The organism is Curtobacterium sp. PhB136 (assembly GCF_004346855.1).
Taxonomy (GTDB): domain Bacteria; phylum Actinomycetota; class Actinomycetes; order Actinomycetales; family Microbacteriaceae; genus Curtobacterium.
In genome coordinates this window covers 148,792-173,757 of record NZ_SMGH01000010.1, presented here as the reverse complement: position 1 = coordinate 173,757, position 24,966 = coordinate 148,792, and the positions used below count along the sequence as shown (strand labels likewise).

Annotated in this window: 19 protein-coding genes; 9 read left to right on the top strand and 10 right to left on the bottom strand. The window is 71.9% G+C overall.

Translation table 11 applies throughout. The annotated features are described in order from the left end of the window. Window positions 1-21: 21 nt before the first annotated feature. The 3 genes from EDF27_RS17755 to manA all read right to left on the bottom strand — a co-directional run bounded on the left by EDF27_RS17755 (window position 22) and on the right by manA (window position 2,941). Window positions 22-345: a WhiB family transcriptional regulator gene (locus tag EDF27_RS17755; protein ID WP_123656158.1), complete on the bottom strand. Its 324-nt coding sequence runs from the start codon at window positions 343-345 to the stop codon at window positions 22-24. A gap of 363 nt (window positions 346-708) precedes the next feature. After that, on the bottom strand, window positions 709-1,671 hold the full coding sequence (galE, locus tag EDF27_RS17750) for a UDP-glucose 4-epimerase GalE (protein WP_123702489.1): 963 nt from the start codon (window positions 1,669-1,671) through the stop codon (window positions 709-711). A gap of 67 nt (window positions 1,672-1,738) precedes the next feature. Beyond that, a complete protein-coding gene (manA, locus tag EDF27_RS17745; protein ID WP_123702487.1) occupies window positions 1,739-2,941 on the bottom strand; it encodes a mannose-6-phosphate isomerase, class I in 1,203 nt (400 codons plus the stop codon). A 44-nt stretch (window positions 2,942-2,985) separates the two neighbouring features. Here manA and EDF27_RS17740 point away from each other — a divergent pair, with 44 nt between their 5' ends. Further along, window positions 2,986-4,365 (top strand): O-antigen ligase family protein, encoded by a 1,380-nt coding sequence (locus EDF27_RS17740; RefSeq protein WP_132050280.1) that lies wholly within the window; start codon window positions 2,986-2,988, stop codon window positions 4,363-4,365. Between the two features lie 42 nt (window positions 4,366-4,407). Here EDF27_RS17740 and EDF27_RS19865 read toward each other — a convergent pair whose 3' ends face one another. After that, a complete protein-coding gene (locus tag EDF27_RS19865; RefSeq protein WP_165931559.1) occupies window positions 4,408-5,775 on the bottom strand; it encodes a hypothetical protein in 1,368 nt (455 codons plus the stop codon). 82 nt (window positions 5,776-5,857) lie between these two features. Between EDF27_RS19865 and EDF27_RS17725 the strand changes: the two genes are divergently transcribed. Together EDF27_RS17725 and EDF27_RS17720 are read left to right on the top strand one after the other, a co-directional pair. Beyond that, window positions 5,858-7,171 (top strand): exopolysaccharide production protein, encoded by a 1,314-nt coding sequence (locus EDF27_RS17725; protein WP_123656154.1) that lies wholly within the window; start codon window positions 5,858-5,860, stop codon window positions 7,169-7,171. A 17-nt stretch (window positions 7,172-7,188) separates the two neighbouring features. Beyond that, the gene (locus EDF27_RS17720) at window positions 7,189-8,562 is read left to right on the top strand and encodes a hypothetical protein (protein WP_132050278.1); all 1,374 of its coding nucleotides are present in this window, start codon (window positions 7,189-7,191) and stop codon (window positions 8,560-8,562) included. Here the strand turns inward: EDF27_RS17720 and EDF27_RS17715 are convergent. Both EDF27_RS17715 and EDF27_RS17710 read right to left on the bottom strand, forming a co-directional pair. Continuing rightward, window positions 8,510-9,253, bottom strand: a complete 744-nt coding sequence (locus tag EDF27_RS17715; RefSeq protein WP_132050276.1) for a polyprenol monophosphomannose synthase — start codon at window positions 9,251-9,253, stop codon at window positions 8,510-8,512. The two genes, EDF27_RS17720 and EDF27_RS17715, sit on opposite strands and share 53 nt — an antisense overlap. Next, a complete protein-coding gene (locus EDF27_RS17710; protein WP_123702477.1) occupies window positions 9,250-11,739 on the bottom strand; it encodes a glycosyltransferase in 2,490 nt (829 codons plus the stop codon). The genes EDF27_RS17715 and EDF27_RS17710 overlap by 4 nt, the downstream gene beginning before the upstream one ends. A 212-nt stretch (window positions 11,740-11,951) precedes the next feature. On the opposite strand from EDF27_RS17710, the gene EDF27_RS17705 reads away from it, so the two are divergent. Then, window positions 11,952-13,274 (top strand): glycosyltransferase, encoded by a 1,323-nt coding sequence (locus tag EDF27_RS17705; RefSeq protein WP_132050274.1) that lies wholly within the window; start codon window positions 11,952-11,954, stop codon window positions 13,272-13,274. A 115-nt stretch (window positions 13,275-13,389) separates the two neighbouring features. Here EDF27_RS17705 and EDF27_RS17700 read toward each other — a convergent pair whose 3' ends face one another. Continuing rightward, window positions 13,390-15,831: a hypothetical protein gene (locus EDF27_RS17700; RefSeq protein ID WP_132050272.1), complete on the bottom strand. Its 2,442-nt coding sequence runs from the start codon at window positions 15,829-15,831 to the stop codon at window positions 13,390-13,392. A gap of 11 nt (window positions 15,832-15,842) precedes the next feature. After that, entirely contained in the window at window positions 15,843-16,418 is a 576-nt protein-coding gene (locus tag EDF27_RS17695) for a hypothetical protein (protein WP_123656148.1), read from the bottom strand. A gap of 181 nt (window positions 16,419-16,599) precedes the next feature. Between EDF27_RS17695 and EDF27_RS17690 the strand changes: the two genes are divergently transcribed. The 5 genes from EDF27_RS17690 (at window position 16,600) to EDF27_RS17670 (ending at window position 21,975) form a co-directional block, all read left to right on the top strand. Further along, on the top strand, window positions 16,600-17,502 hold the full coding sequence (locus EDF27_RS17690; protein ID WP_123656147.1) for an ABC transporter permease: 903 nt from the start codon (window positions 16,600-16,602) through the stop codon (window positions 17,500-17,502). A gap of 3 nt (window positions 17,503-17,505) precedes the next feature. Next, window positions 17,506-18,732, top strand: coding sequence for an ABC transporter ATP-binding protein (locus EDF27_RS17685; protein WP_123656146.1), 1,227 nt, complete (start codon window positions 17,506-17,508; stop codon window positions 18,730-18,732). Next, a complete protein-coding gene (locus EDF27_RS17680; protein WP_207909658.1) occupies window positions 18,651-19,775 on the top strand; it encodes a glycosyltransferase family 2 protein in 1,125 nt (374 codons plus the stop codon). The genes EDF27_RS17685 and EDF27_RS17680 overlap by 82 nt, the downstream gene beginning before the upstream one ends. Window positions 19,776-19,882: 107 nt before the next feature. Continuing rightward, a complete protein-coding gene (locus EDF27_RS17675; protein ID WP_132050270.1) occupies window positions 19,883-21,115 on the top strand; it encodes a glycosyltransferase family 1 protein in 1,233 nt (410 codons plus the stop codon). Continuing rightward, the gene (locus EDF27_RS17670) at window positions 21,112-21,975 is read left to right on the top strand and encodes a glycosyltransferase family 2 protein (RefSeq protein ID WP_123702662.1); all 864 of its coding nucleotides are present in this window, start codon (window positions 21,112-21,114) and stop codon (window positions 21,973-21,975) included. The genes EDF27_RS17675 and EDF27_RS17670 overlap by 4 nt, the downstream gene beginning before the upstream one ends. A 174-nt stretch (window positions 21,976-22,149) precedes the next feature. Here EDF27_RS17670 and EDF27_RS17665 read toward each other — a convergent pair whose 3' ends face one another. Next, the gene (locus EDF27_RS17665; protein WP_132050268.1) at window positions 22,150-24,090 is read right to left on the bottom strand and encodes a glycosyltransferase; all 1,941 of its coding nucleotides are present in this window, start codon (window positions 24,088-24,090) and stop codon (window positions 22,150-22,152) included. A gap of 8 nt (window positions 24,091-24,098) precedes the next feature. Continuing rightward, complete coding sequence (rfbA, locus tag EDF27_RS17660) at window positions 24,099-24,962, bottom strand: glucose-1-phosphate thymidylyltransferase RfbA (RefSeq protein ID WP_123656143.1); 864 nt, start codon at window positions 24,960-24,962, stop codon at window positions 24,099-24,101. Between the last annotated feature and the right edge of the window lie 4 nt (window positions 24,963-24,966).

Here is a 24,966-nt window from a genome sequence, read left to right as displayed (position 1 = left end):
GGATCAACGCCCGGTGCACGCCTAGGCGCGCTTGCGGAGCTTGCGGCGCTCACGCTCGGAGAGGCCGCCCCAGATGCCGAAGCGCTCGTCGTTCTCGAGTGCGTACTCCAGGCACTGCGACCGGACCTCGCACGAGGTGCAGATCTTCTTCGCTTCGCGCGTCGAGCCGCCCTTCTCGGGGAAGAACGCCTCCGGGTCGGTCTGCGCGCAGAGGGAGTCCGCCTGCCAGGCGAGCGGGTTCTCCTCGTCGTCGGTCTCCGGACGTCGGACGCCGGGGACGCCGAGCGCCACGGGGTCGACGTGCCAGTCTTCCGGAACTCCGGCGTGGAAGTCGGAACCGCTCACCCTGATCACCCCTTGGTTCATCTCGCTCGGTCGTCATCTCGGGACCCTGCCGTGATGTCGTTGCCTGTAATTACAGCGGTGTGATTCCCTGGAGTCAAGTCGCGGATCATAGAAGGCACTGACCGTTCCGGCGTGTCATGTCCCCCATTCGGGCGTGTCGCGCCGGTTCTGTCGGCACCTCGGGGGACAGTCCGCGCGGGCGGTGGCGGTGGCGCCGGGCCGCGCCCGCGGTGGGCCTGCGCCCGCGGTGGGCCCGCGCCCGCGGTGCGGACTGGCTTCGCACAACCGGAAGCAGCCCGAACCACGAACGTCCGTGGTTCGGGCTGCTTCCGGTAGTGCGACGCCGCGGGCGCGATCCCGTGCTCAGCCGACGCGGCGGCGGGCCTCCCACGCGCTGGTGACCATCTCGTCGAGCGTGTGGCGCATCGCCCAGTCGAGGTCGCGGGCCGCTGCCTCGCCGGTGGCGACGATGCGCGCCGGGTCGCCCGGACGACGCGGGGCCACCTCGGGCTCGAACGCGATGCCGGTGCCCCGGGCCATGGCGTCCATGATCTGCCGGACGCTCACGCCGTCGCCGCTGCCGAGGTTGTAGGCGCGGTCGAGGGTCTCCCCCGCCTCGAGCTTCGCCGCCGCGATCGCGTGCGAGTGCGCCAGGTCGGCGACGTGCACGTAGTCGCGCACGCAGGTGCCGTCGGGCGTCGGGTAGTCGTCACCGTTGATCCGCGGGGTGCGGCCGGCGAGCAGTGCGTCGAAGACCAGCGGGAAGAGGTTGTGCGGGCTGGCGTCGTAGAGGTCCGGCTCCCCCGACCCGACCACGTTGAAGTAGCGGAGCGACGTCGTGGTGAAGCCGCGTGCGACCTCCATGTCCCTGAGGAGCCACTCGCCGATCAGCTTCGACTCGCCGTAGGGCGACTCCGGGTTCTTCGGCGTGGACTCGACGACGGTCTCGACGTCCGGCGTGCCGTAGACCGCGGCGCTCGAGGAGAACACGACCTTGTCGACGCCGGTGTCCGCCATCGCGCGGAGGAGCGTCGCCATGCCGGTGACGTTCTGCTCGTAGGTGTGCAGCGGGCGCTCGACGGAGACGCCTGCGTACTTGTAGCCCGCGACGTGGACCACGCCGGTGACGCCGTGCTCACGGATGGTGCGGGCGAGGAGGTCGCCGTCCAGGATCGTGCCCTCGACGAAGGGCACGTCGTCGGGCACGAACGCCCGGAACCCGCTGGAGAGGTCGTCGAACGCGACCGTGTCGATGCCGGCCGAGCGCAGCGCCCGGACGACGTGGGATCCGATGTACCCGGCACCGCCGGTGACCAGCCAACTCATGTCCGCCACGCTAGCGGACGGGCGGGCGCGGGCAGCCGCGCGACCCGTGCGCGATCCCGCACGGGGTCTACACGCCGGTGGCGATGAAGACGGTCGAGGTGAGTCCGCTCGTCGAGTCCGCCTCCACCGTGACGTCGCCCTCGTCCGGCGTGATGAAGCACGACTCGCCCTGGCGCAGCAGCGTCGCGGACTGCGCGCCGACGAGGGTCACAACACCCTCGGTGCAGATCGCGATCGAGGGTCCGGCCAGTGGGGCGACCCCGCCGGTGCTCAGACCGACCGGGCGGCCGTCGCCGGTGACGCGGACGAGCGCGAAGCCCACCCCCTGCGGGGCGAAGCGGTCGACGCCGACGGCGAGCTGCTCCGGCTCGAGCACGGGTGCCGGGTACGCGGTGAAGTCCAGGACGCGGAGGAGTTCCGGCACGTCGACGTGCTTCGGCGTGAGGCCTCCGCGGAGCACGTTGTCCGACGGCGCCATCAGCTCGATGCCGAGACCGTCGAGATAGGCGTGGATGTTCCCGGCCGGCAGGTACATCGCCTCGCCGTGACGGAGGGTCACGCGGTGCATCAGGAGCGACACGACGATGCCGGGGTCACCCGGGTACGACTCGGCGAGCTCGGCGGCCGTCGCGGTGTTCGGGGAGTGCTCGGCGGCGTCCTGCGCGAGGTGGCTCACCGCGTCGACGATCGCGAGCGCCGAGGGGTCGGCGGTCTCGAGCCACCGGACGGTGTCCTCGAGGCCCTGCTGCAGGTGCGCGGTGAGGGGGCCGAGGCGGCCGCTGCCGGCGTCGAGCGCCGCGACGTCGGCCATGGTCTCCTCGACCGGGCGGAAGCCGCTCAGCGCCTCGAACCGCTCGCTGAGCGCGACGACGAGCTCGGGCTTCGGGAACGGGTCCTTGTAGTTGCGCGCCGGGTCGTCGATCGGGACGCCCGCCGCCTCTTCGCGGTCGAAGCCCTCACGGGCCTGCTCGGGCGTGGGGTGCGCCTGCAGCGACAGCGGTGCCGCCGCGGCGAGGAGCTTCAGCAGGAACGGCAGCCCGGTGCGGTCCGAGCCGAGCGCGGTCTGCGGCTCCGCGGCGATCCAGTCGAGGACCGTGTCGGCGCCGCCGACCATCGCGGGGTTGACGACGACGCTCGGGCTGCCCGGGTGGGCGCCGAGCCAGAGTTCGGCCTGCGGGGCGCCCGTGACCGTCCGTCCGAGGAGCTCGGGGATCGCGGTGACGGAACCCCAGGCGTAGTCACGCGGGGTGTTGGTGATGCCGAGGAACATGTGCAGAGCGTATCGGCCGGGCGCACCGCGTTAGCCTGGACCCCGTGACGAACACCTGGCCGTTGGCCCGCGGAGCCGTGCCCGAGCGGGAGGCCTTCGCCTTCGGCGCCACCGTCCTCTTCGTCGTGTTCGCCGGTGACGCCGTCCCGAACACGCTCACCTGGTTCGGCGCGGCCGCACTCTGGGCCCTGGCGGCGGTGTGGGGCATCACGATCACCGTCCGCGCGAAGCCGACGATCGCCCGGACGCCGCGGGCGCTCTGGATCTTCCTCGGCTGGTGTCTGGTCTCGGTCGTCTGGTCGCACTGGTGGGCCGCGACGCTCGCCAGCATGGCCGCGCAGGTGCTCTGCGCGCTCGTCGCGTTCGTGATCGCCTCCACGCTGACGTGGCGCCGGATCCTCGACGCGGTGAGCCTCGCGATGCGGTGGGTGCTGATGCTCTCGCTGCTGTTCGAGGCCGCCGTCGCGGTGTTCGTCCGGCACCCGATCGCGCCGATCTGGACCCACTACGGCGACCGGGACATCCCGGACGCGTTCTACTTCTCCCGTGCCGAGCTCTTCACGGGCGGCCGCATCCAGGGGCTGCCCGGCAACGCGAACCTGCTCGCGATGGTCGCGCTCCTCGCCGCCATCGCGGTCGCGATCCAGCTCGCCGAGGGCAGGATGCGCCGCAACCAGTCGATCGGGTGGCTCGTCGTCGCCGCCGCGGTGTTCGTCCTGACGCGCTCGTCGACGGTGATCGTCGCCGCGGCCGTCGTCGCCGTGGTGTTCCTACTGGCGGTGTGGATCCGCCGGGTCCCGACCGAGCGGCGCACCCCGCGGTACCTGCTGCTGACCGGGGTCGCCGTGGTGATCGTCGTCGCGGGCGTGCTCGGTCGCGGTGCGATCGCCGGTGTCCTCGGCAAGAGCTCGGACTTCACCGGCCGCGGCGAGATCTGGACGAAGGTCCTCGGGCTGATCGACGTGCACCCGGTCCTCGGGTGGGGGTGGATCGGCTACTGGTGGCCGGACGTCTCGACGCTCGCCGACCTGGCGCACCGGAAGGGCGTGACGTACCTGCAGGCGCACGACGCCTACCTGGACGTCTGGATGCAGACCGGGCTGATCGGGCTGCTCCTCTTCGCGATCTACGTCGTGACGACGCTGTACCGCTCGTGGGCATGCGCCACCCGGGTCGGGTTCGACGCCGGACTCCGGCCGCGGCCCTTCGACCCGGTGTCGCTGCTGCCCCTGCTGGTCGTCGTCGCGCTGCTCGTGCAGTCCTTCGCCGAGTCGAGGCTGCTCTACCAGGGCAACTGGATCCTCTTCGCGCTCATCGCGATCAAGTCGCGCATCGTGCTCGTCGGCGAGGAGCCGGTGTCGGTCGGCGACGGCCCCAGGACGCCCCCGGCGAAGCGCGAGTTCCGCTGGGCCGCGACGCGCTGACACCGACCGGCTGACCAGTGCTCGCTGGTCGGGCCCCGCTGGTCAGCGGCGGTCGAGCAGGACGCTGCACGGCAGGGTGGCACCCCACGGGGCCGTCCGCACCTCGACCGACCCGGCCGGGTCCGCACGGCAGACGTCGAGCTGCGCGGTGATCTGCGGTGCCCAGAGCGGACCGTCGTCGCGACGGGTGTTGCCGGGCGCGACGGACGACACCGCGGCGGCGACGACCACCGCGATCGCAGCCCACCCCACCACCGCGGCGACGACCGTGCCGACCCTGCCGGCGGTGCGGCCGGCCGCCCGCGACCCGCGTGCCGGGACCCGGACGGACCAGTTCCGCCGGTCGATCAGGACCGACGCCGCGACGACGACCGCGGACACGAGCAGCATCGCCGCCGCGGCCGCGTAGCGGAGCGGCGCCGACGCGGTGAAGTCGGTGACGGGCAGTTCGCCCCAGCGGAGGTCGGCGGACTCGTTGGCGACGAGCGCCGCGGTCCAGACGACGACGGACCCGGCGGCGAGCGCGGCGACGAGGACGCGGGCCCGCCACTGCCCGAGGACGACGGCCGCCACGAGCACGACGGCGATCGCCACCAGGGGCCAGACGAGGACGCCCCAGCCGTGGTGCACCACCGCGGTCGCGACCGAGCTGAGGTCCCAGGTCCACGCGCCGGCGAGCGGCTGCAGGAGGTACCCGTGCACGACGTCGGCGACGGTGGGGTGCCCGGGGCGGGAGATGCGCGTGTCGGTCAGCGCGGAGACGACCTGGACCGCGCCGGCGAGCACCGTGACGACCGTGACCGGCAGGGCCAGCAGCCGGGCACGTCCGCGCCACCACGCGAGGACGAGCAGCGGCGCGAAGAACAGCGTCTGCGGCTCGGTCAGCACCGCGCCGAGCGCGAGCGCCGCGACGGCCGCGGACCCCCACCACGTCCGTGCCCGGTACGAGAACAGCCACGGGACCAGCAGGAGCATGTACCAGTGCAGGTTCGCGGCGTTCCCGCCGACCTCGTACGGCGCGATCGGCAGCACGACCGGCACGGCCGCGAGCACCACGCGCAGCGGCCACGCGGGCACGACGTCGCGGGCGAGCAGGAACACCGCGGCGGCGACCACCCCGACGATGAGACAGGACGCCGCGGAGACGGTCACCGCGTAGTCCTCGACCGGGCGGCGGAAGCCGAGGTCGACGACGAGTCGGGGCAGCAGGTGCAGGTACCCGGCGTACGGACGGAACAGTGAGCCGGCCTCGCCGTACGCGAGGCGTTCGCGGAGGAACACCCCGCCGTCCTCGGCCCACACGGTCCCCCGCGTCGTGGGCCCGAGCCGGTACCAGGCGAGCGCGGTCGCGGCGACGGCGACGACCACCGCGGCGAGCGCCGTCAGCAGGGTCCTCCGAGCGCGCTCCATCGCGGATCGACGTTACCCGAGATATCGCACCTCGCGATATGCAGGGGCGCGATACACACCGGGGGTGCGAGAGGATGGTCCGGTGACGGACGGCAGGGTGACGCGGCGAGCGCTCGCACGCCGGTACCTGTCCGCCTGGATCGGCTTCTCGGCCGGCGGGCGCTTCAGCCAGGCCCTCGCGACCGTGATCCTGCTCTTCGCGTTCGGGCAGCCCACCGTCCAGGCGCTCGTCGGCAGTGCCGGCACCTGGGCCATCACCGTGACGCTGGTCGTCCTCGCCGGCCTGAGCCTCCTCGGGCAGCGCTACCGGATCGAGTGGCACGGCGTCCTCCCGCTCTCCCTGATGGCCTTCGTCGGCTACTGCGCGCTGAGCGTGTTGTGGAGCCAGTACTCGTGGGTGGCGCTCCGCGGGTTCGTGGCGACGGCGTGCTTCATCGGCCTCGGCCTGTACCTGGCGCTCGGCCGCGACCTGGTGCAGGTGATCCGGGCGTCCGGCGACGCGTTCCGGATCCTGCTCGTCGTGGCCCTCGGCCTCGAGGTCCTCTCCGGCCTGGTGCTCGACGTCCCGATCCCGGCCTTCGGCATCCACGGCGACATCGCGTACGGCGGCCCGATCCAGGGCATCGGCGGCACCCGCAACTTCATGGCGTTCGTCGCGGCGATGGCGCTGGTGACGTTCGTCGTGGAGTTCCTCACCCGATCGGTGACGATGTGGCGTGCGCTCGGCTCGACCGCCCTCGCGGTGATCGCCCTGATGCTCTCCCAGTCCCCCATCTCCGGCCTCGCGATGATCGCCCTCGCCGTGACGGCGCTCGCGCTGTGGTCACTCCGGCACGCTCGCGCGTCGACCCGTCCGGTGGTGAACGGGGTGCTCGGGGGTGCCGTCGTGCTGATGCTCGTCGTCGCGGTGCTCTTCCGGCACCGGGTGCTCGCCGAGATCGGTGCTGCCGGCGGGACCGCGACCCGGCTCGGCCTGTGGTCCCAGATCCGCCTGCTCACCGAGCAGTACCCGATGCAGGGCTGGGGCTGGGTCGGCACATGGCCGCACGAGCCGGTGTTCCCCTTCGTCACGCTCGTCGACCCGGACGGCGCGCGGTTCACCTCCGGCCTGAACGCCTTCGTCGACGCCTGGCTGCAGATCGGCCTGGCCGGGGCCCTGATCCTCCTGATCACGGCCCTCCTCGCCTTCGGTCGCGCCTGGGTCACCGCGACGACCTTCCCCGGCGTCGCCTACGTCTGGCCGGCCGCGGTGCTGGTGCTCCTCGGCGTGACGAGCGCGGCGGAGAGCTACCTGCTGCACGGTGCCGGACTGATGGTCTTCACGACGGTGCTGGTCGTCGCGGCACGACGTCGGTCGTGGCGTCGGCACCTCCCGCGCTCCGAACACCTCTCCTGAGCCGCTAGCGTGGCCGGGTGCACCCCCGACTGCTCGAACGGACCGCCATGTGCGTGGTCGCGGCCGTCTTCACGGCGCTCAACCTGCTGCTGAAGCTCCCGTGCTCGGTCCCCGGGCCGGCCGACGTGCCCCGCGGCGCGTTCGTGTCGCAGTACGGCTGCTGGTCCGACGTCGCCGCGCTCTGGAACAACCGCCAGCTCGCCGGACACGTCTTCCCGTACGTCACGGGCTCCGAGCTCGGCAACGGGACCGTCGAGTACCCGACCCTGACGGGGGTCTGGGTGTGGCTGACCGGGTTGCCGGTGGGCTCGGCGCGCGGGTTCCTCGTCGTCACCGCGGTGGTCGCCGCGGTCCTCGCCGTCGTCGTCACCCTGCTGCTCGTCCGGGTCGCCGGCCGGCGCGCGTGGATCTGGGCGGCGACGCCCCCGCTCGCCCTGTACGCGGTCTACAACTGGGACCTCCTCGCGGTGGTCTGCACGGTCGCCGGGGTCGTCGCGGTGCTCCGCGCACCGGCGTCGTGGTCGCCGCTCGTGCGGTACACGGTGGCCGGTGCGGCGTTCGGCCTCGGGGGCGCGTTCAAGCTGTACCCGCTGATGTTCCTCGCCCCGCTCGCCGTCGCCGCGCTGCTGGACGCGGACGCCGCACTCGGTGCCCGGGTCCGCCGCACGGCCGCCGCGCTCGGCGCCGGGATCGGGGTGCTCCTCGCCGCGAACGTGCCGTTCATGCTGATCAACTTCCCCGGGTGGGCCTCCGTCATCCGGTTCCAGGCCGACCGACCGATCGGGGCCTCGACCCTGTCGATCTGGTACTACGGCTTCCTGCCGTGGTCCGGCGACCTGGACGGACCGTTCCAGCACACGATGAGCGTGATGTCGACGGCCGCCACCGCGATCGGCATCCTCGTCGTGCTCGCGATCACCGTGGTCCTCGGGCTCCGACGCGGGACCACGCCCTGGGTGCAGTCCGCCGCGGCGCTCCTGGCGGTCTACATGGTCGCGAACAAGGTCGCGTCACCGCAGTACGTGCTGTGGCTGCTGCCGTTCCTCGTGGTGCTGCGCATCGGGGGCTGGTGGATCGCGGCGTACCTCGTCGCGGACGTCTGCGCGGTGGTCGGGTTCTTCCGGAACACGTACTACACGGCGCTCGGCGCCGGGATGCAGACGTGGGCGTACCAGGCGATGACGGTCGGCATCTGGGGACGTGCGGCACTGCTGGTGGCGTTCGTCGTGCTGTTCCTGCGCGCCGAGGTCGTCACCCCGCCACTGCTGCGCGGAGCGGACGAGCAGCCGCAGGCCGACGACCAGCAGGGCGACGAGCAGCAGCTGGACGGGCAGCCGCCTACACGCGGACGGCGGAGCGCCCGAACCGTCGCTGCAGCCCCCACTGCGTGACCCGGAGCATCGCTTCGACGACGATGGCCTGACTCATCTTGGAGACCCCGCGCACGCGGTCCCGGAACCGGATCGGCACCTCGATGATCCGCCCGCCGAGGTCGTGCACCCGCAGCGTCATGTCGACCTGGAAGCAGTAGCCCTTCGAGTCGATCTCGTCGAGCGCCATCCGGGCGATCGCGTCCGAGCGGTAGACCCGGAAGCCGGCGGTGATGTCCCGCACGTCGATCCGCAGCATCCACCGCGCGTAGGCGTTCCCGCCGCGACTGAGCGCCTGGCGGTACCAGGGCCAGTCGACGACCGAGCCGCCGGGGGTCCAGCGGGACCCGATCGCGAGCATCACGTCCTCGGAGCCCTGCACCGCGTCGATCAGCGCCTGGAGCCGGTCGGCCGGGTGAGACCCGTCCGCGTCCATCTCCACGAGCAGGTCGTACCCGTGCTCGAGTCCCCACCGGAAGCCGGCCACGTAGGCGGTGCCGAGCCCGAGCTTCCCGGTGCGCCGCAGCAGCCGCACGCGGTCGTCCCGCGCGGCGATCGCCTCGACGACGTCACCGGTGCCGTCCGGGCTGGCGTCGTCCACGACGAGCACGTGCGCGTTCGGGACGGCGTCCAGCACCGCGCCGACGATGTGCGCGACGTTCTCGGCCTCGTCGTAGGTGGGGACGATGACCAGGGCCGTACCAGGGGTCATCGGTTCGTGATGCGGTGCTTCACCTTGGCCGCGACGCTCCGCGGCCCTTCGGTGCGCAGGTAGTGCGCGACCCGGCCGATGTCGTAGCGGACGCCGTACAGCTTCTGCCGGTCCGGCACGCGGACCCGCATCTCGTGCGGCGCGGGCAGCCCGGCCTGGGCGCGGACGGTCTTGTCCGCCGCACGGACCGGGTTCCGGCAGAACTCGACGAGCGGCTCGAGCACGTTCTGCCAGGTGAAGTCCTGCCGCACGCGGGTGACGTTCTCCAGGTAGGTGGCACGGGCGTCGTCGTCGAAGAGCACGGTCTCGAGGGCGTCGGCGATCGCGGTGGCGTCGCGCTCGTGCACGACCTCCCCCAGGTGCTCCTGCGCGACGAGCTCGGCGAACGAGTCCCCGTCCGTCGTCACGATCGGCAGGCTCGCCCAGAGGTAGTCGAGGATGCGCGTGCGGAACGAGAACGTGGTCTCGAGGTGCTCGTAGTGCGTGGAGACGCCGGCGTCGGCCTCGGCGAGGTACGCGCCGCGCTCCTCGTACGGGATCCAGGACTCGTTGAAGAAGACGTTCTTGCCGGTGAGCCCGAGGTCCTCGGACTCCTTCCGCACCTTCGCGACGATGTCCATCTCTGGGACGTCGGGGTTCGGGTGCTGGACGCCCATGAAGAAGAGGCGGACGTTCGGTCGGCGCTCGGCGAGCTCGCCCATCGCACGGACGAGCGTGATCGGGTCGAACCAGTCGTAGATGCCGCCGCCCCAGACGACGAGCTTGTCGTCCGGGCCGATGCCGGGCACGACGCCCTTGACGACGTTGTGCGTGTGCACCGGCGGGGTGGCGGACAGGCCGAACGGCACGACGCCGATGAGGCTCCGGAGCTCCGGGTCGCGCGAGTAGGTCCTGGCGTTGATGCGCCCGGACCCGGCGAGCTGGCCGAGCCAGAACAGGCGCTGCCGCTCGGAAGCGCAGATGAAGTAGTCGCCGAGCTCGAGCTGGTGGTTCAGCGTGTCCGAGGCGTCGAGGATCTGGCGGTCCCAGGCGTCGACGTCCTCGCTGCGGCCCTGCTCGAGCTGCTCGAGGTGCAGCGGGTCGTAGACGTCGACCACGAGGATCTTCGCCGTCGACTCGAGCACCGGGAACAGGCGGAGCGCGTGGCCCTGCACGATGATGACGTCGGCCCAGGCCTCGTGCTCGACCATCTGGCGCGGGTGGCGGTGCGGGACCGTCACGACGTCGTAGGCGGGGTCGATCTGCACGGAGCGGGTCAGGCTGATGACGCGGACGTCGTGCTCGCCGGAGAGCTCCTTGGCCATGTTCGTGGCGCGGATCGCGGGGCCGGCCATCTTCTCGCCGATGGCGTCACCGGTGACGATGAGGATGCGGCGACGCTGCCCGACCTCGAGCACGCCGAGCGAGTGCACGATCTTGTCGTACCCGGCCAGGTAGTGCTCGATCGGGTAGGCGGGCTCGTCGCGGTTGCCGAAGAGCCCGAGGAGCTCCCGGTCGCTGCGCACGCGGGTGGCCTGCACGAGGCGGCGGGACTCCGTCATCGAGGGCAGTTCCTCGACGAAGCGGTCGATGCCGAACACGCCGGCCATCGTCGTCTTCGACACCGGCATGGTCGGCTCGGCGTCGTTGCCGGGGCGACGGATGTCGAGCGAGGCGGAGTCGAGCTCGCCCCGACCGACGGCGCGACGGACCGCGAGTGCCAGGGCACCGGGCAGTGCGGTGCGGAGCTGCTCGTCGCCGAGGTTCTTGTAGAGCGTGAAGAGGGCGTTCCGCTCGAGCAGGTACGTCTCGCGGAAGTCGCCGAGCTTGTTCATCGACGCGTGGTGCTTGTGGAACGCGACGGACTTCGGCTGGTAGCGGAAGCGCCAGCCGAGCAGGTTGAGGCGCCACCCGAGGTCGACGTCCTCGTAGAACATGAAGTAGCGGTCGTCGAAGCCGTCGAGCTGCTCGAACAGGTCGGCGCGGATGAACATCGCGGCGCCGGTGCCGAACAGGACGTCGGTCTCGTTCTCCCAGCGGCCGGTGTCGGGCGAGCCGGCGAACGGCTTGTAGCCCATGCCGTACCAGGTCATCGCCGCTTCGGTGAAGTCGACGTTGACGCCCTCCCAGTCGAGGACCTTGCTGGCGACGGCGCCGATGTCGCGACCGGACGCGAAGGTCGCCATCGCCTCGCGGATCCAGCCGGGGTCGGGGCGCGCGTCGTTGTTGAGGAACGCGACGTACTCACCGGTGGTGTTCGCGACGCCGAGGTTGCAACCGCCGGTGAAGCCGAGGTTGCCGCCGGACTCGACGAGCGTGAAGGGGAGGTCCGACGCCTTGAGGCGGCCGACGTGCTCCGGACCGGAGTCGTTGTCGACGACGATGATCTCGAGGCGGTCCGCCGGCCAGTCCTGCTCGGTCAGACCGACGATGCTCGTGAGGGTGTCGTCGGTGCCCTTGTAGTTCACGAGGACGACCGAGACGACCCCCGTCCTGCGCTCGCTCACACGAACCCTTTCGTCACACGGATGTTTCCCGCACGGTTCGGCCCAGAGCGGACCGTCACGACCGGCGTCGTGCGGTGAACACCCTACAAGGCCGGGCCGTGAAGACGGACCGGACACGGACCGGGATCGAGACCCGGACCCACCGACAGGGAGACCCGGACACGGACGGCCAGCGACACCGGGCGCCGAGAGGACTGGGGCATGATGGACGGATGCCCGCTCCGCTCTCCCCCACCGGGACCGAGACCCCCGGGACCGAGGCCGTCCACCCGGACGACCGCGGTGCCGGTCTCTACCGCGCCCTCGCTGCCGGCGACCGTCGTGTCGGCCCGCGCGGCACCGTCGCCTTCGCCGTCTCCACCGCCGACGTCGACTCCGGCGCCGGTGACGTGTACGTCGCGCTCGGACTGGGCAAGTACCTCGAGCGGCTCGGGTGGGGCGTCCAGCTCTGGCCGATGGAGCAGTGGGACACCCCGGTCCCCGAGGACGTCACGGTCCTGGTGTCCATGGTCGAGTCGTTCGTGCCCGGGCTGGTCCCGGAGCACACCGCGCTCGTCGCCTGGGTCCGCAACTGGACCGACACCTGGGCGGACCTGCCGTACCTCGACGAGTTCGACGCCGTGTGGGCGTCCTCGACCCGTGCGGTGGAGCGGATGGCCGCGAAGCACCGTCGCCGCGTGTCCCTGATGCCGATCGGCGTCGACCTCGAGCTCTTCGACGGCACGCAGCCGCCCCAGCACCAGGGCACGCACCCGATCGACGTCGTCACGACCGTGAACTTCTGGGGCGCCGAGCGCCTCGGCACCGCCGCCATCGACGTCCTCGCCGAGTCCCGCGACGTCGTCTGGTACGGCGCGAACCGGGAGCACCTGGTCCGGTCCGAGCGCATCGACCACCGCGGCATCGCGTCCTTCTTCGACCTCCCCGCGGTCTACGCGTCGAGTGCGTTCGTCGTCGACGACCTCATCCCGCCGGCCCGGAAGTACGCCACGCACAACTCCCGGCTGTTCGAGGGCCTGGCCTCCGGCGCGCTCGTCGTGACGAACTGCGCCGACGGTCTCGCCGACCTCGGCCTCGAGGACGTCCCGACCTACCACGACGGCCCGTCCCTCGTCGACGCGGTCGGCGAGCGGGACGACGACCTGGTCGCACGCCTCCGTGCGGTGGTCGTCGAGCGGCACTCGTACGCGGCACGCGCGGCGGTCGCGGACGCCGCCCTCACCGAGATCGTCGCGGAACGCGCGGGTCGGCCGGGTGCCCACCGCGGCGCCTTCCTGACCTGGACGACGCACCTCCGCGAGCAGCTGCGCCGGACCGAGCGGGAGCGCGACACGCACCTGTCGGGTGTGCACGACATCAACGGCCGGCTCATCACCGCCATCGAGGACGCCCAGCGCGCCGCCGCGGCCTCCGACGCCACGATCCGCGCCCTCAGCGAGGAGCGGGACCGTCTGGCACGACGCCTCGACGAGGTCACCCGCAGCCGCACGTTCCGCCTGGCGGAGCGCATCGCCCGCATCACCGGCCGACGCTGACCCGGACCGGCAGGACCGGTCACCGGGCGCCATGGGGCGCGACCACGGACGGACGGGAGGCCCGGTACCAGCTGGTACCGGGCCTCCCGTCCGTCACGTGGTGAGGATCACCGCATCACTTGACCGTGAGCGTCTGGCAGACGCTCACGTTGGCGCCCGCCCCCGTGTTGATCGCGAACGCGCACACCTTCGTGGACCCGGAGGCCTTGCCGGTGAGCGTCGTCGAGAACGCGTGTCCCGAACCGAACGCGCTGTAGGTCGTCGCGAGCGACGCCTTCGCCTGGTCCGCCGCGATCGACGCCGCAGCGGTGTCGTTCAGGTAGACGTGCACGCGGATCGCGTCCTTGGTGTCCGGGTCGATCGCCCAGCCACGGACCTTGACCTGCCCGGTGGCCGGCGAGGAGACCTCGTCGAGCAGCAGGGTCGGGGACCCGGTCGCCGCGGCGACCTTCTGGCAGGTGCTCGTGTTCGATCCGCCGCCCGTGTTCTTCCCGATCGCGCACACCGTGTGCGTGCCGGGGCCGACACCGCTGAGGGTCTGCGTGAACGCGTGGTTCGCGCCGTACCCGGGGTAGGTCGTCGCGAGCGACGCCTTCGCGGTGTTCGCGCTGCCGGTCGCCACGGTCTTGCCGTCCACCGTGTAGGTCATCGCGACCGCGGACACGGTGTCCGGGTCCACGGCGGAACCGCTGATCGCGATCTTGCCGAGACCGGCCGATGCCGCCGAGTCGATGCCGACCTTCGGCGAACCCGTCGGGGTCGAGAACGACTTGCAGATGCTGGCGTTCGAGGTGCCGGCACCGACGTTGATCGCGATGATGCAGAGCGTGTGCTTCCCGGCGGAGATGCCCGGACGCTCGAGGCGGTAGGCGTGCTGGTCACCGTAGCCCGGGTAGGACGCGTTCAGGTTCGCCTTCGTCCCGTCGGCGGCGATCGAGGTGAGCGCCTTGCCGTCCAGGTAGAAGTGGACGCGGACGGTCCCGGTCGAGTCGGGGTCGATGGTCCAGCCGCGGGCGAGGAGCGTGCCCGGCGACTTCGAGGCGACCTCGTCGACCGCGAGCCACGGGTAGCCCGTCGGCTTCTTCACGGACTTCGACCCGATCTGCTTCCAGACGCCGGACGAGGTGTCCTTCGCCCAGGCCGTGATCGTGTGGGTCCCGCCCGCGACGCCCTTCCAGGTGCCGGTGTAACCGTGGTTGTCGCCGTAGCCCGGCTTGACCTTGCCGACGTCGGCGCGCTTCGCGTTCGCGGTCAGGGTGCTGACGGCCTTGCCGTCGACACGGATCTGCACGGAGATCGACGCGTTCGTGTCCGGGTCGATCGCCCAGCCCCGGAAGGACAGGGTGTCCGCGGCGACGCTGGCGGCGTCGAGCGTGCCCATCGGCGTCCCGGACGGGACCGTCACGTCGCGGCAGTTCAGCAGCGAGTTCGCGCCGGCGCCGGTGTTGATGGCGAAGGTGCAGAGGTTGTGCTTGCCGGCGCTGACCCCGGTGAGGGTCGTCGTGAACCCGTGCGCGGTGTTGTTCGCGCCGAGGCGGCTGGCCAGGTCGGAGCGGGTGTTGTCGGCGGCGTCCGTCGACTTGCCCTTGCCGTCCAGGTAGTAGGCCACGCGGATCGGGGCGGTCGTGTCCGGGTCGGCGGCCCAGCCACCGACCGTGATCTGCCGGTAGCCGGCGGTCGCGGAGTCCACGCTGCCGATCGGCGACGACCCACCGGTCGGCGAGCCGAACCAGTCGGTGTACATCCGCCAGAAGTTCCGGTTGCCGTACGCGGAGCAGCTGTCGCCGGTGCCGTAGAGGTTCGACAGGGCGGCGGCGTTCGGGGTGTACGGGGTGTAGATGTACAGCCCGGCCGTGGCCTGGTTCTTGATGTAGACCGTCTTCGTCCCGCACTTGCCGTTCGGGTTGTAGAGGATCGCGTTGTTGCGGCCGGCCTGGTACGCCCACGAGGTCGGGCTGGCCTGGTAGCGCTTGAACTGCAGCGCCGCCGCGTAGACCTGCTGGCCGAAGCCGTAGTACGCCGGGTCACACGGAGCGGTGTCCGGGCAGGCGAAGCCGGTGGCGTGCAGGTACATGTAGGACGTCGGCTTCGACGTCGTGACGATCCCCTGCTCCTTCTCGAGCAGGACGAGGAGCACCTTCTGGCTGATGCCGCACGCGGCGCCGACCTGCGCGATGACCGTCGCGGCGGACTTGCTGCCGCCGGCGATCGCCGCGCACCGGCCGGAGACGGCCTTGATGGCGCTCATGTTCTGCGTGAAGTTCTTCAGGCAGGCCGGCCCCCCTGATGCCTGCTTGCAGCTCGGTGCCGCGCTGTTCAGGAACGACTGCACGCTCGAACCGCTCATCGCGGAACCGTTGTAGAAGTTCGCGTCGCTGATGATGTTGCCCGGGTCGAAGCCCGCAGCGGTGGCGGCTGACGCGGACTGCGTCGTCGTCGCCTCGGAGACGATCGTGCCGAGGGTCAGCCCGCTCGCGGCGACGGCGAAGGACGCCAGCAGCGCGAGCGTGGCCCGGAATCGGGGCCGAGACGCTGATCCGTCTCGGTCCCTGGTCATGAACAGTCGCATCACGGCACCTCCGCCGTCATCGGGTCGGATGTCGTCGACTGCGTGCCGACGGTGTACTTGAGCGTGACCGACCAGTTCCCGGTGCTGATCTGCCCCGCGGGGAACGTGGCCTGCGCGCAGCTCACGGACGAGGCGCTCGCGGACGGCGCGCTCGTCGTGGTGCGGGTGGTGCCGCCGTTCTTCGCGGTGAAGGTGCAGGTGCCCTTCGCGTTCGTGGTGCCGGAGACGAGTCCGGCGGTCTGCAGGGTCTTCGAGCCGGCGTCCCAGGACGCGAACGTCACGATCGCCGTCGCCGGGAAGTCACCGGGGTCGGTGTCCGCCTGACCGGTCGAGCCGGTCCCCGGGAAGTCGCCGAGGTCGGTGTCGTCGTCGGAGGGCTCCGACGCGACGGCCGAGGGGCTCGTCGACGTGCTCGCGGACGAGGTGGCCGTGGGTGCGACCGTCGCCGACGAGGTCGGCGTCCGGGACGCCGACTTGGTGGGTGAGGGAGAGGGGTCGTCGCCGCCGGCGGAACAACCCGCCGAGAGGAGACTGAGTACACCGACCACCGCAAGCGCAGCGATCGGCCGAGACACGTGGTGCATGCTGCGGGCCGTCCTGTGGATGTTGACAAGGGTCCGGGTTGCGTCAACGGTAACCCCAAAGTCGAGCCTGAGGGTTGGATCTGCGCGCTTTCACCCCCGCACGGGGCGCACGGGACGCCCCGGGAGGGGTGAGTATGCTGTTCCGGTCCTGCCCCCACGAACGAAGAGACGCATGGTCGATCAAGCCCGCATGGCGACGCTCGCCGAGGAACCCCTCGTCGTGATCGGTGCTCCTCGGAGCGCCATCCGTGGAACGTGGCGGGAGCTCCGGGACGTCTTCGCGCAGCGCGAGATGCTCGGCATGCTCATCCGCCGCGACCTCAAGGCGCGCTACAAGGACTCGGCGCTCGGCTTCGTGTGGACGCTCGTCCGGCCGCTGACGCAGCTCCTCATCTACTACTTCGTGATGGGCCAGATCCTCAACGCCGCGAAGGGCATCGACAACTTCGCGATCTACGTCTTCACGGGCCTGACGGCGTACACGCTGTTCAGCGAGATCGTCGCCGGGTCCACCGGATCGATCGTCGGCAACAGCGGGCTGATCAAGAAGGTCTACGTCCCGCGAGAGGTCTTCCCGCTCGCGAGCGTCGGCGCCGCGATCGTGAACTACGCGATCCAGTTCGCGATCCTCATCGCCGCGACCGTGGTCCTCGGGATGTTCCCGTGGCACGGCGGACTGGTCTACCTGGTCCCGTCGCTCCTCGTCATCCTGGTGTACGGCTCCGCGGTCGGCCTCGTGCTCTCCGCGCTCAACGTCTACCTGCGCGACGTGCAGTTCGTCATCGACGTCGGCCTCATGGTGCTGCTGTGGGGATCGCCCATCGTGTACTCGTACTCGATGGTCGTCGACCGGCTGCACATCGGCTGGCTGCTCGCGATCTACACGAACAACCCGCTGACGCTCTCGGTGCTGGGACTCCAGAACGCGATCTGGCTGCACAAGCCGGGCATCGTCGACTACCCCGACCACCTCATGATGCGCCTGCTCATCGCACTGGTGATCGGGCTGTTCTGCCTCCTCGGCGCGCAGCGGGTCTTCTCCCGCCTGCAGGGCAACTTCGCACAGGAGCTCTAGACCATGGCCATCAGCACCCCGGTCGCCACGACGACCGCCACGGAGCCGGAGCGCCCCGAGGTCATCGTCGTCGACCACGTGACCAAGCGCTTCACCGTCCGCAAGGACAACACCATCCGCGAGCGCATCGTCACGCTCGGACGCGCCGGCCGGAAGCACCGGCAGGACTTCTGGGCGCTCGACGACGTCAGCGTCACGATCCGCGCCGGGTCCACGGTCGGCCTCATCGGCCAGAACGGGTCCGGCAAGTCGACGCTGCTCAAGGCGATCGGCGGCATCATCCAGCCGACGTCCGGCACGGTGTCCCGCCGCGGTCGCCTCGCCGCGCTCCTCGAGCTCGGCGCCGGCTTCCACCCGGACCTCTCCGGTCGCGAGAACGTCTACCTCAACGCGAGCCTGCTCGGCCTGAGCCGCAAGCAGACCGACGAGCGGTTCGACGACATCCTGGCGTTCTCCGGGATCGGCGACTTCATCGACACCCAGGTGAAGTTCTACTCGTCCGGCATGTACGTGCGACTCGCCTTCGCGGTCGCCGTGCACACCGACCCCGACGTGCTCCTCGTCGACGAGGTCCTGGCCGTCGGCGACGAGGCGTTCCAGCGCAAGTGCCTCGACCGCATCCGCACCTTCCAAGAGGCGGGCAAGACGATCATCATCGTCACCCACTCGCTCAGCCAGGTGCAGGAGATGTGCGACCGCGTCGTCCTCCTGAACAAGGGCAAGGTCCTGCACGACGGCGACCCGATCGGCGCGGTCAGCATGTTCCGCGACGTGCTCGAGGAACGTCGCGCCGGCGAGCTCAGCAAGGACGTCGCCGTCGGCCGTGGCACCGTGCTCGGCGCGACCGTGCACGCCGAGGGCAAGGGCACCCGCGACGGCGTGTACCCGGGCGACGACCTCGTGGTGGACATGGAGTTCGAGCACCTCGACGGCGTCACCGACTGGGAAGCCGCGGTCCAGATCAACAACACCGCCGGCCAGGTCGTGTTCGGCACCACCACCGGCATCATGGGCGTCCACCTGCCGCCGCTGCACGGCCGGAAGAAGCTGCGCATCCGGATCGCGGACACCGCGTTCGGCACCGGCAAGTACTTCATCAACGTGTCGATGATGGACTCCGCCGGGCGGCACCTGCACGACCTGCCGGAGTGCGACTCGTTCGAGGTCCCGGCCTTCGGCAACGCCGTCGGCACGGTCTACGCCGAGCCCTCGCTCGAGGACGTCGACTGACCCGGACCGCGGTCGTCGTCGTCAACTGGAACCACGCCGACCTGACCGTGCGGGCCGCGCGCGCCGTCCTCGCCGACGGTGCCGCCGACGACGTCGTGGTCGTCGACAACGGGTCCTCCGACGACTCGGTCGCGGTGCTCCGGCGGGAGCTGCCGGACGCCACGATCGTGGTCCGGGAGCACAACGGCGGGTTCGCCGCGGGGGCGAACGCGGGCATCACGGCGACCGGTGCGGACATCGTGGTGCTCCTCAACAACGACGCGGTCCCCGCTCCGGGGTTCGTCGGGGCGCTCCGTGACCACCTGACGCACGCGGCGCCGGAGGTCGCGGCCGTGACGGGCCGCATCGTGCTCGCCGGACGCTGGGCGAGCCTCCCGTCCGGTGCCCAGCCCGGGCCGGACGAACGCGCGCTGGCCGGGCACGACGGCCGCCTGTGGGTGCCGTCGCCGGACGGGACCGTCCGGCTCAACTCGACCGGCGTCCGCGTCGACCTCGTCGGCAACGGCTCCGACCGCGACTGGCTGGCGCCCGCGGACACCGTCGCCGCGACCACCGTCTTCGGTTTCTCCGGCGGGGCGAGCGCGCTCCGGCGCAGTGCGCTCGAGGACGTCGGCCTGCTCGACGAGTCCCTGTTCATGTACTACGAGGACACCGAGCTCGCCTGGCGCCTCGCACGTCGCGGGTACCGCGTCGAGTACGTGGCCGACGCCGTCGTCGAGCACGACCACTCGGCCTCCTCCGGCGTCCGGAGCGACCTGTTCGTGTACCGGAACGCACGGAACCGCGTCCTCGTCGCGCTCTGGCACGCACCCTGGCCGGTCGTCGGACGCGCCCTCGTGCGCACGGCGGGCCGTGCGCTGCGTGGCCTGTCGGGTGCGTCCGGTGCGTCCGGTGGTCCGGGCGGATCGGACCGACGGGAGGCCCGGCTCGTCCTGGCAGCGCTCGGTGACGTCGTGCGCCACCTCCCCCGGCACCTCGCGCGCCGACGGGCCGAGTCCGCTCGCGCCGTCGTGCCCAGCAGCCGGGTGGACACGGGGGCATGAGCCGAGCGCGATACGCTGGGTCGTCGTCCGTCGACGGCCCCGGCCCTGCTCCCGGCCCGGGCTCTGCCCACGGACCCGCCCACGGCCCCGCCCGGAAGGAACCACGCGTGCCGCAGCTCACCGTCCTCATCGACGGGACCGCCGTACCGCGGAACCTCGGGGGCGTCGGCCGCTACGTCGAGGGCGTCGTGTCGCACCTGCTGGGCGCCGATCCCGCGCTCACCGTGCACCTCGTGGTCCGGAGCGAGCACGCCGCGCACTTCCGCGGTGTCGCTCCCGGGGTCACCGTGCACGTCGCACCGGCGTGGATCCGCTCCGTGCCGCTGCGCTTCCTCTGGGAGCAGACGGGGCTCGTCGCCCTCGCACGCCGACTGCACGCCCGGGTGCTGCACTCCCCGCACTACACGTTCCCGTTCGCCTGGCGCGGCGGGTCGGTCGTCACGCTGCACGACGCCACGTTCTTCTCGAACCCAGAGTGGCACTCCCGGCTGAAGCGCACGTTCTTCACGTGGTGGAGCCGCCGGTCGCTCCGGAGCCGACCGATCGTCGTCGTCCCGAGCGAGGCCACCCGGACCGAGGTCCGGCGCGCCGTCCCGCGGATCACGGCCGACGTCCGGGTCGCGCACCTCGGCGTCGACCGCGCGGTCTTCCACGCGCCGGACGAGGCCGAGGTCGCCGACGCCCGGATCGCCGCCGGGCTGCCGGACGACGCCGAGTGGATCGCGTTCCTCGGCACGATCGAGCCGCGGAAGAACGTCACAGCACTCCTCGACGCCTACCGGACCGTCCGCGCCGAGCGTGCCGCCGCCGGGCAGGACACCCCGTGGCTCGTGCTCTCCGGGGCCCGCGGCTGGGACGACCAGGCGATCGCCGCCCTCGACGCGCTGCAGCCCGACGACCACGTGGTCGAGGCGGGCTACCTGCCGCTCGAGGACCTCTCCGGCTTCCTCGGCGGTGCCGAGGTCGTCGTGTACCCGAGCCTCGGCGAGGGTTTCGGCCTGCCGGTGGTCGAGGCGATGGCCGCCGGCGCGTGCGTCCTGACCACGCGGCGGCTCTCGCTGCCCGAGGTCGGCGGCGACGCCGCGGTCTACACCGACGTGTCCGCTCCCGCGATCGCCACGGCGCTGGGCACCCTGCTCGCGGACACGGCGCTCCGCGACGAGCACCGGCGTCGTGCCGTGCTGCGGGCGGACGACTTCACGTGGGAGGCGACCGCGCGGGTGCACGTGGGCGCGTACGGTGCCGCGGCGGCTTCGTCGCGGGGCTCGTCTTCCTCGTCGTCATCGTCGTCGTCGTCATCGTCGTCGTCGTCTTCGTCGTCGGCCGGGGGCTCTCGATGAGCGCGCGGCCCCGTGTCGCGGTCCTCACCGTGACGTACAACACCGGCGAGACCATCCGGCCGTTCCTGGAGAGCGCCGCGCTGGCCTCCGACGGTCCGCTGCCCGTCGTCATCGCGGACAACGGCTCCGACGACCTCGACGCGCTCCGGGCGATCGCCGAGGCACACGGCGCCGTCGTGGTCTCCTCGGGCAGCAACCGCGGCTACGGCGGCGGGATCGACGCGGCCTTCGCGGCGCTCGACGACGTCCTGCCCGACGAACGACCCGAGTTCATCCTGGTCACGAACCCCGATGTGGTGTTCCGCCCCGGCAGCGTCGACGAGCTCGTCGCCGCCGCCGACCGGCTCCCCCGTGGCGGGTCGTTCGGGCCGCAGATCCTCGACGAGCACGGCGAGACGTACCCGTCCGCCCGGCAGCTCCCCTCGCTCCGGACCGGGCTCGGCCACGCGGCGTTCTCCCGCTTCTGGCCGGGGAACCCGTGGAGCCAGCGGTACTGGTCGACGACCCAGGTCGTGGAGCGGGACGCCGGCTGGCTCTCCGGCGCGTGCTTCCTCATCCGCACGTCGTTGTTCCGGCAGCTCGGCGGGTTCGACGAGTCCTACTTCATGTACTTCGAGGACGTCGACCTCGGGCAGCGGGTCGGACGCTCCGGGCACGCGAACGTCTACGTCCCGAGCGCCACGGTCGTGCACACCGGTGCCCACTCCACGTCGTCGAACCGTCGGCGCATGGAGGTCGAGCACCACCGGAGCGCGTACCGCTTCCTGTCCCGGAAGTACCGGGCGTGGTGGCTGTGGCCGCTCCGCGTGGTGCTGCGCACCGGCCTCGCGGTCCGCGCGCGCTGGGTCACGCGCAAGTAGCGGCGCACGGCCGCCGGCGGTTCGGCATGCCTGCGCACAACTGCAACCACTCCGAACCACGGATTCCCGTGGTTCGGAGTGGTTTTGGTTGTGCGGCGTATCCGCGGCAATGCCGCGGGCGCCCGCGGCCGGCGGCCGCGCAGCGGCGCGGCCGCGCCGCGGCGCGGCGCCGCGTCAGCGGCGGCGGAGCCGCTCGCGCTCGGCGCGCGCGGCCTCGACGAGCACCGCGGCGCGGGCATCGAAGGAGTGCTCGGCGGCGATCCGCGCGGCGACCGCGGCCCGCTCCGCGGGCGACGGCCACGCGTACGCGGGGTCGAGCAGCGCGGCGAGCGACTCCCGCGACGACGCGACCGCCAGCGTGGGGACCTCGAGCACGTCGGCGAGCCCCGCGACGGGGTCCGTGACGACGACCCCGCCCGATGCCAGCACGTCGAACACCCGGTTCGAGAGGAAGCCCCCGGCCGCCATGTCCGGCCAGTGGTCGTTGAGCACGACGCGGGCGTCGCGGTAGGCCGCCGCCACCGCTGTCCGGGAGAGCGAGGACTCCCCCGCCATCGCGGCCGGCAGCACGTCGGCCCAGCCCGGCCCGTGCACCCGGAGGTCCGCCCCGAGCGCCACCGCGTCGGACACGATCCGCCGCTCGGCACCGCGGGTCGACCCGACGAACACGACGCGCCCGGCGTCCGCCGACGCTCCCGGGGCGCTCGGCGTGAACACCGCCGGGTCCGTGGCCTGCAGCAGGGTCCGCACCGGGACGCCCGCACGCTCGGCGGCCGCGGCGGCCCACACCGGACCGGCGGCGAACACGGCGTCGAAGGAGCGGAGCTCGGTGTCCGCGACGTCGTCGGGGTGGCTGATCACCCAGAGGAGGTTGACGGACGCGGGGTTCGGCGGCACCCGGTCGAGACCGCGGATCACCAGCGTCACGTCGTCCTCGGCGTCGTCGTCCCGGACGTGGGCGTCGCGGCGGTCGACGCGCACGCGCTGCCCGAGCCGCTCGAGCGCCTCGGCAAGCTCCGCCGCGAAGTGCACGTCGCCCCAGCCGTCGCCCTCGGCCCCGGCGGGAGCGGCGATCTTGAGCGACCACGACAACCCCGTGTCGGCACGCGAACGGTCCACCGACGGTGAGACCGGACGCGCGCCCCACGGCGGGAGCGGCGGTCCGGCGACGACGGCGCCGTCCTGCGCTCCGCGGTCCCGCCACGCGGTGAACGCGTCGACCGTGGCCGCGTCGATCGTCCGCCCGGCCTCGGCGTTCCGCCGCACGGACCAGACGAGGCGCACGTCTCCGGCGATCCGGTCGGCGGCGGCGCGGGTCCAGGCCGTCAGCGTCATCCGCTCGTCCGGGAGGCACGGTGCCGGCAGGAGCGCGGCCCGCGGCATCGAGACCACGGGCTGGTCCGCTGCGAAGACCGGCACGACCGGGATCGTGTCGAGGTCGTCCGGGTCCGCGGCGCGGTCGGTCCGGCTGCCGTCGTCGGTCCGGCTGGCGCCCTCGGTCTGGCGGCCGTCGTCGGTCCGGCGGCCGTCGTCGGTCCGGCGGCCGTCGTCGGTCCGGCTGCCGTCGTCGGTCCGGCGGCCGTCGTCGGTCCAGGGCAGCGCGCCCGGGCGGAGCAGCAGGGCACCGTCGCGTCGGCCGCCGTCGGGCATCCGCACCCGGGCCTGGACGACCTGGTCAGACCCGGCAGCGGCGAGCACCTGGAGGTCCTGATCGGTCACGCCCACCGTCGAGTCGACGACGACGAGCACCCGGCCGACACCGGCGGCCACCCCGGCGTTGATCGCCGAGCCGATGCCGTCGACCGGGTCGGGACGCACCCAGTGCACGCCCCGCTGCTGGAGGTCCTGCGGTGACGCGTCGGCCACGTACCCCACGGCCCGGACGTCGACGTCCGGGCCGAAGGCGAGCCGAGCGGCAGCGACCATCGCCGGCAGCGCCGCGTACCGGTCCGAGCGGCTGACGAGGAGCACCGTGACCCACTTGTCGGAGGCCACCGGCGTGCTCTGCCACCCGGCCACGCGGACGACGGACGCCGCCGTGTCGGACACGGGTCGGGCCTCCAGACCGGAGTCGGAGACCGTCGTGTCCGCACGGCGGCGTCGGAAGAGCGCCACGGGGCGTGTCAGGAAGCGAGCAGCTGCTGGAGGTAGACGCCGTACCCGCTCTTGGCGAGCGGCGCGGCGAGCGCGGCGAGGGCCGCGTCGTCGATCCAGCCGTTCCGCCAGGCGATCTCCTCGATGCACCCGATCTTGTGGCCCTGACGGTCCTCGATGACCTTGACGTACTCGGACGCCTGCATCATCGACTCGAACGTGCCGGTGTCGAGCCAGGCGGTGCCGCGGTCGAGGACCTCGACGCCGAGCGTGCCGGCCTCGAGGTAGCGCTCGTTGACCGTGGAGATCTCGAGCTCGCCGCGCGCACTCGGCTCGATGGTCTTCGCGATCTCGACCACGTCGTTGTCGTAGAAGTACAGGCCGGGGACGGCGTAGTTCGACTTCGGCTCGGCCGGCTTCTCCTCGATGGAGACGGCGCTGAAGTCGTCGTCGAACTCCACGACGCCGTACGCCTTCGGGTCTGCCACGTGGTACGCGAAGATCGTGGCGCCCTGCACCTCGGTGTTCTTCTGCAGGCTCGTGCCGAGGCCGGTGCCGTGGAAGATGTTGTCGCCGAGGACCAGCGCGACGCTGTCGTCCCCGATGAACTCCTCACCGATGACGAACGCCTGCGCGAGGCCGTCCGGGCTCGGCTGCACGGCGTACTGGATGTCCATGCCGAGGGACGAGCCGTCGCCGAGCAGTGCCCGGAACTGGTCGTTGTACTCGGGGGTGGTGATGACCAGGACCTCACGGATGCCGGCCATCATCAGCGTCGACAGCGGGTAGTAGACCATCGGCTTGTCGTAGATCGGCATGAGCTGCTTGCTGATGCCCTTGGTGATGGGCCAGAGGCGGGTGCCGGAACCGCCGGCCAGGATGATGCCCTTCATCGGG

Excerpts from the sequence above, each read along its gene's own strand:
- galE (WP_123702489.1), bottom strand. The coding sequence starts at position 1,671 with ATGAGTTGGCTGGTCACCGGCGGTGCCGGGTACATCGGATCCCACGTC.
- manA (WP_123702487.1), bottom strand. The coding sequence starts at position 2,941 with ATGTTCCTCGGCATCACCAACACCCCGCGTGACTACGCCTGGGGTTCC.
- EDF27_RS19865 (WP_165931559.1), bottom strand. The coding sequence starts at position 5,775 with ATGGAGCGCGCTCGGAGGACCCTGCTGACGGCGCTCGCCGCGGTGGTC.
- EDF27_RS17715 (WP_132050276.1), bottom strand. The coding sequence starts at position 9,253 with ATGACCCCTGGTACGGCCCTGGTCATCGTCCCCACCTACGACGAGGCC.
- EDF27_RS17705 (WP_132050274.1), top strand. The coding sequence starts at position 11,952 with ATGCCCGCTCCGCTCTCCCCCACCGGGACCGAGACCCCCGGGACCGAG.
- EDF27_RS17700 (WP_132050272.1), bottom strand. The coding sequence starts at position 15,831 with ATGACCAGGGACCGAGACGGATCAGCGTCTCGGCCCCGATTCCGGGCC.
- EDF27_RS17690 (WP_123656147.1), top strand. The coding sequence starts at position 16,600 with ATGGTCGATCAAGCCCGCATGGCGACGCTCGCCGAGGAACCCCTCGTC.
- EDF27_RS17685 (WP_123656146.1), top strand. The coding sequence starts at position 17,506 with ATGGCCATCAGCACCCCGGTCGCCACGACGACCGCCACGGAGCCGGAG.
- EDF27_RS17670 (WP_123702662.1), top strand. The coding sequence starts at position 21,112 with ATGAGCGCGCGGCCCCGTGTCGCGGTCCTCACCGTGACGTACAACACC.
- rfbA (WP_123656143.1), bottom strand. The coding sequence starts at position 24,962 with ATGAAGGGCATCATCCTGGCCGGCGGTTCCGGCACCCGCCTCTGGCCC.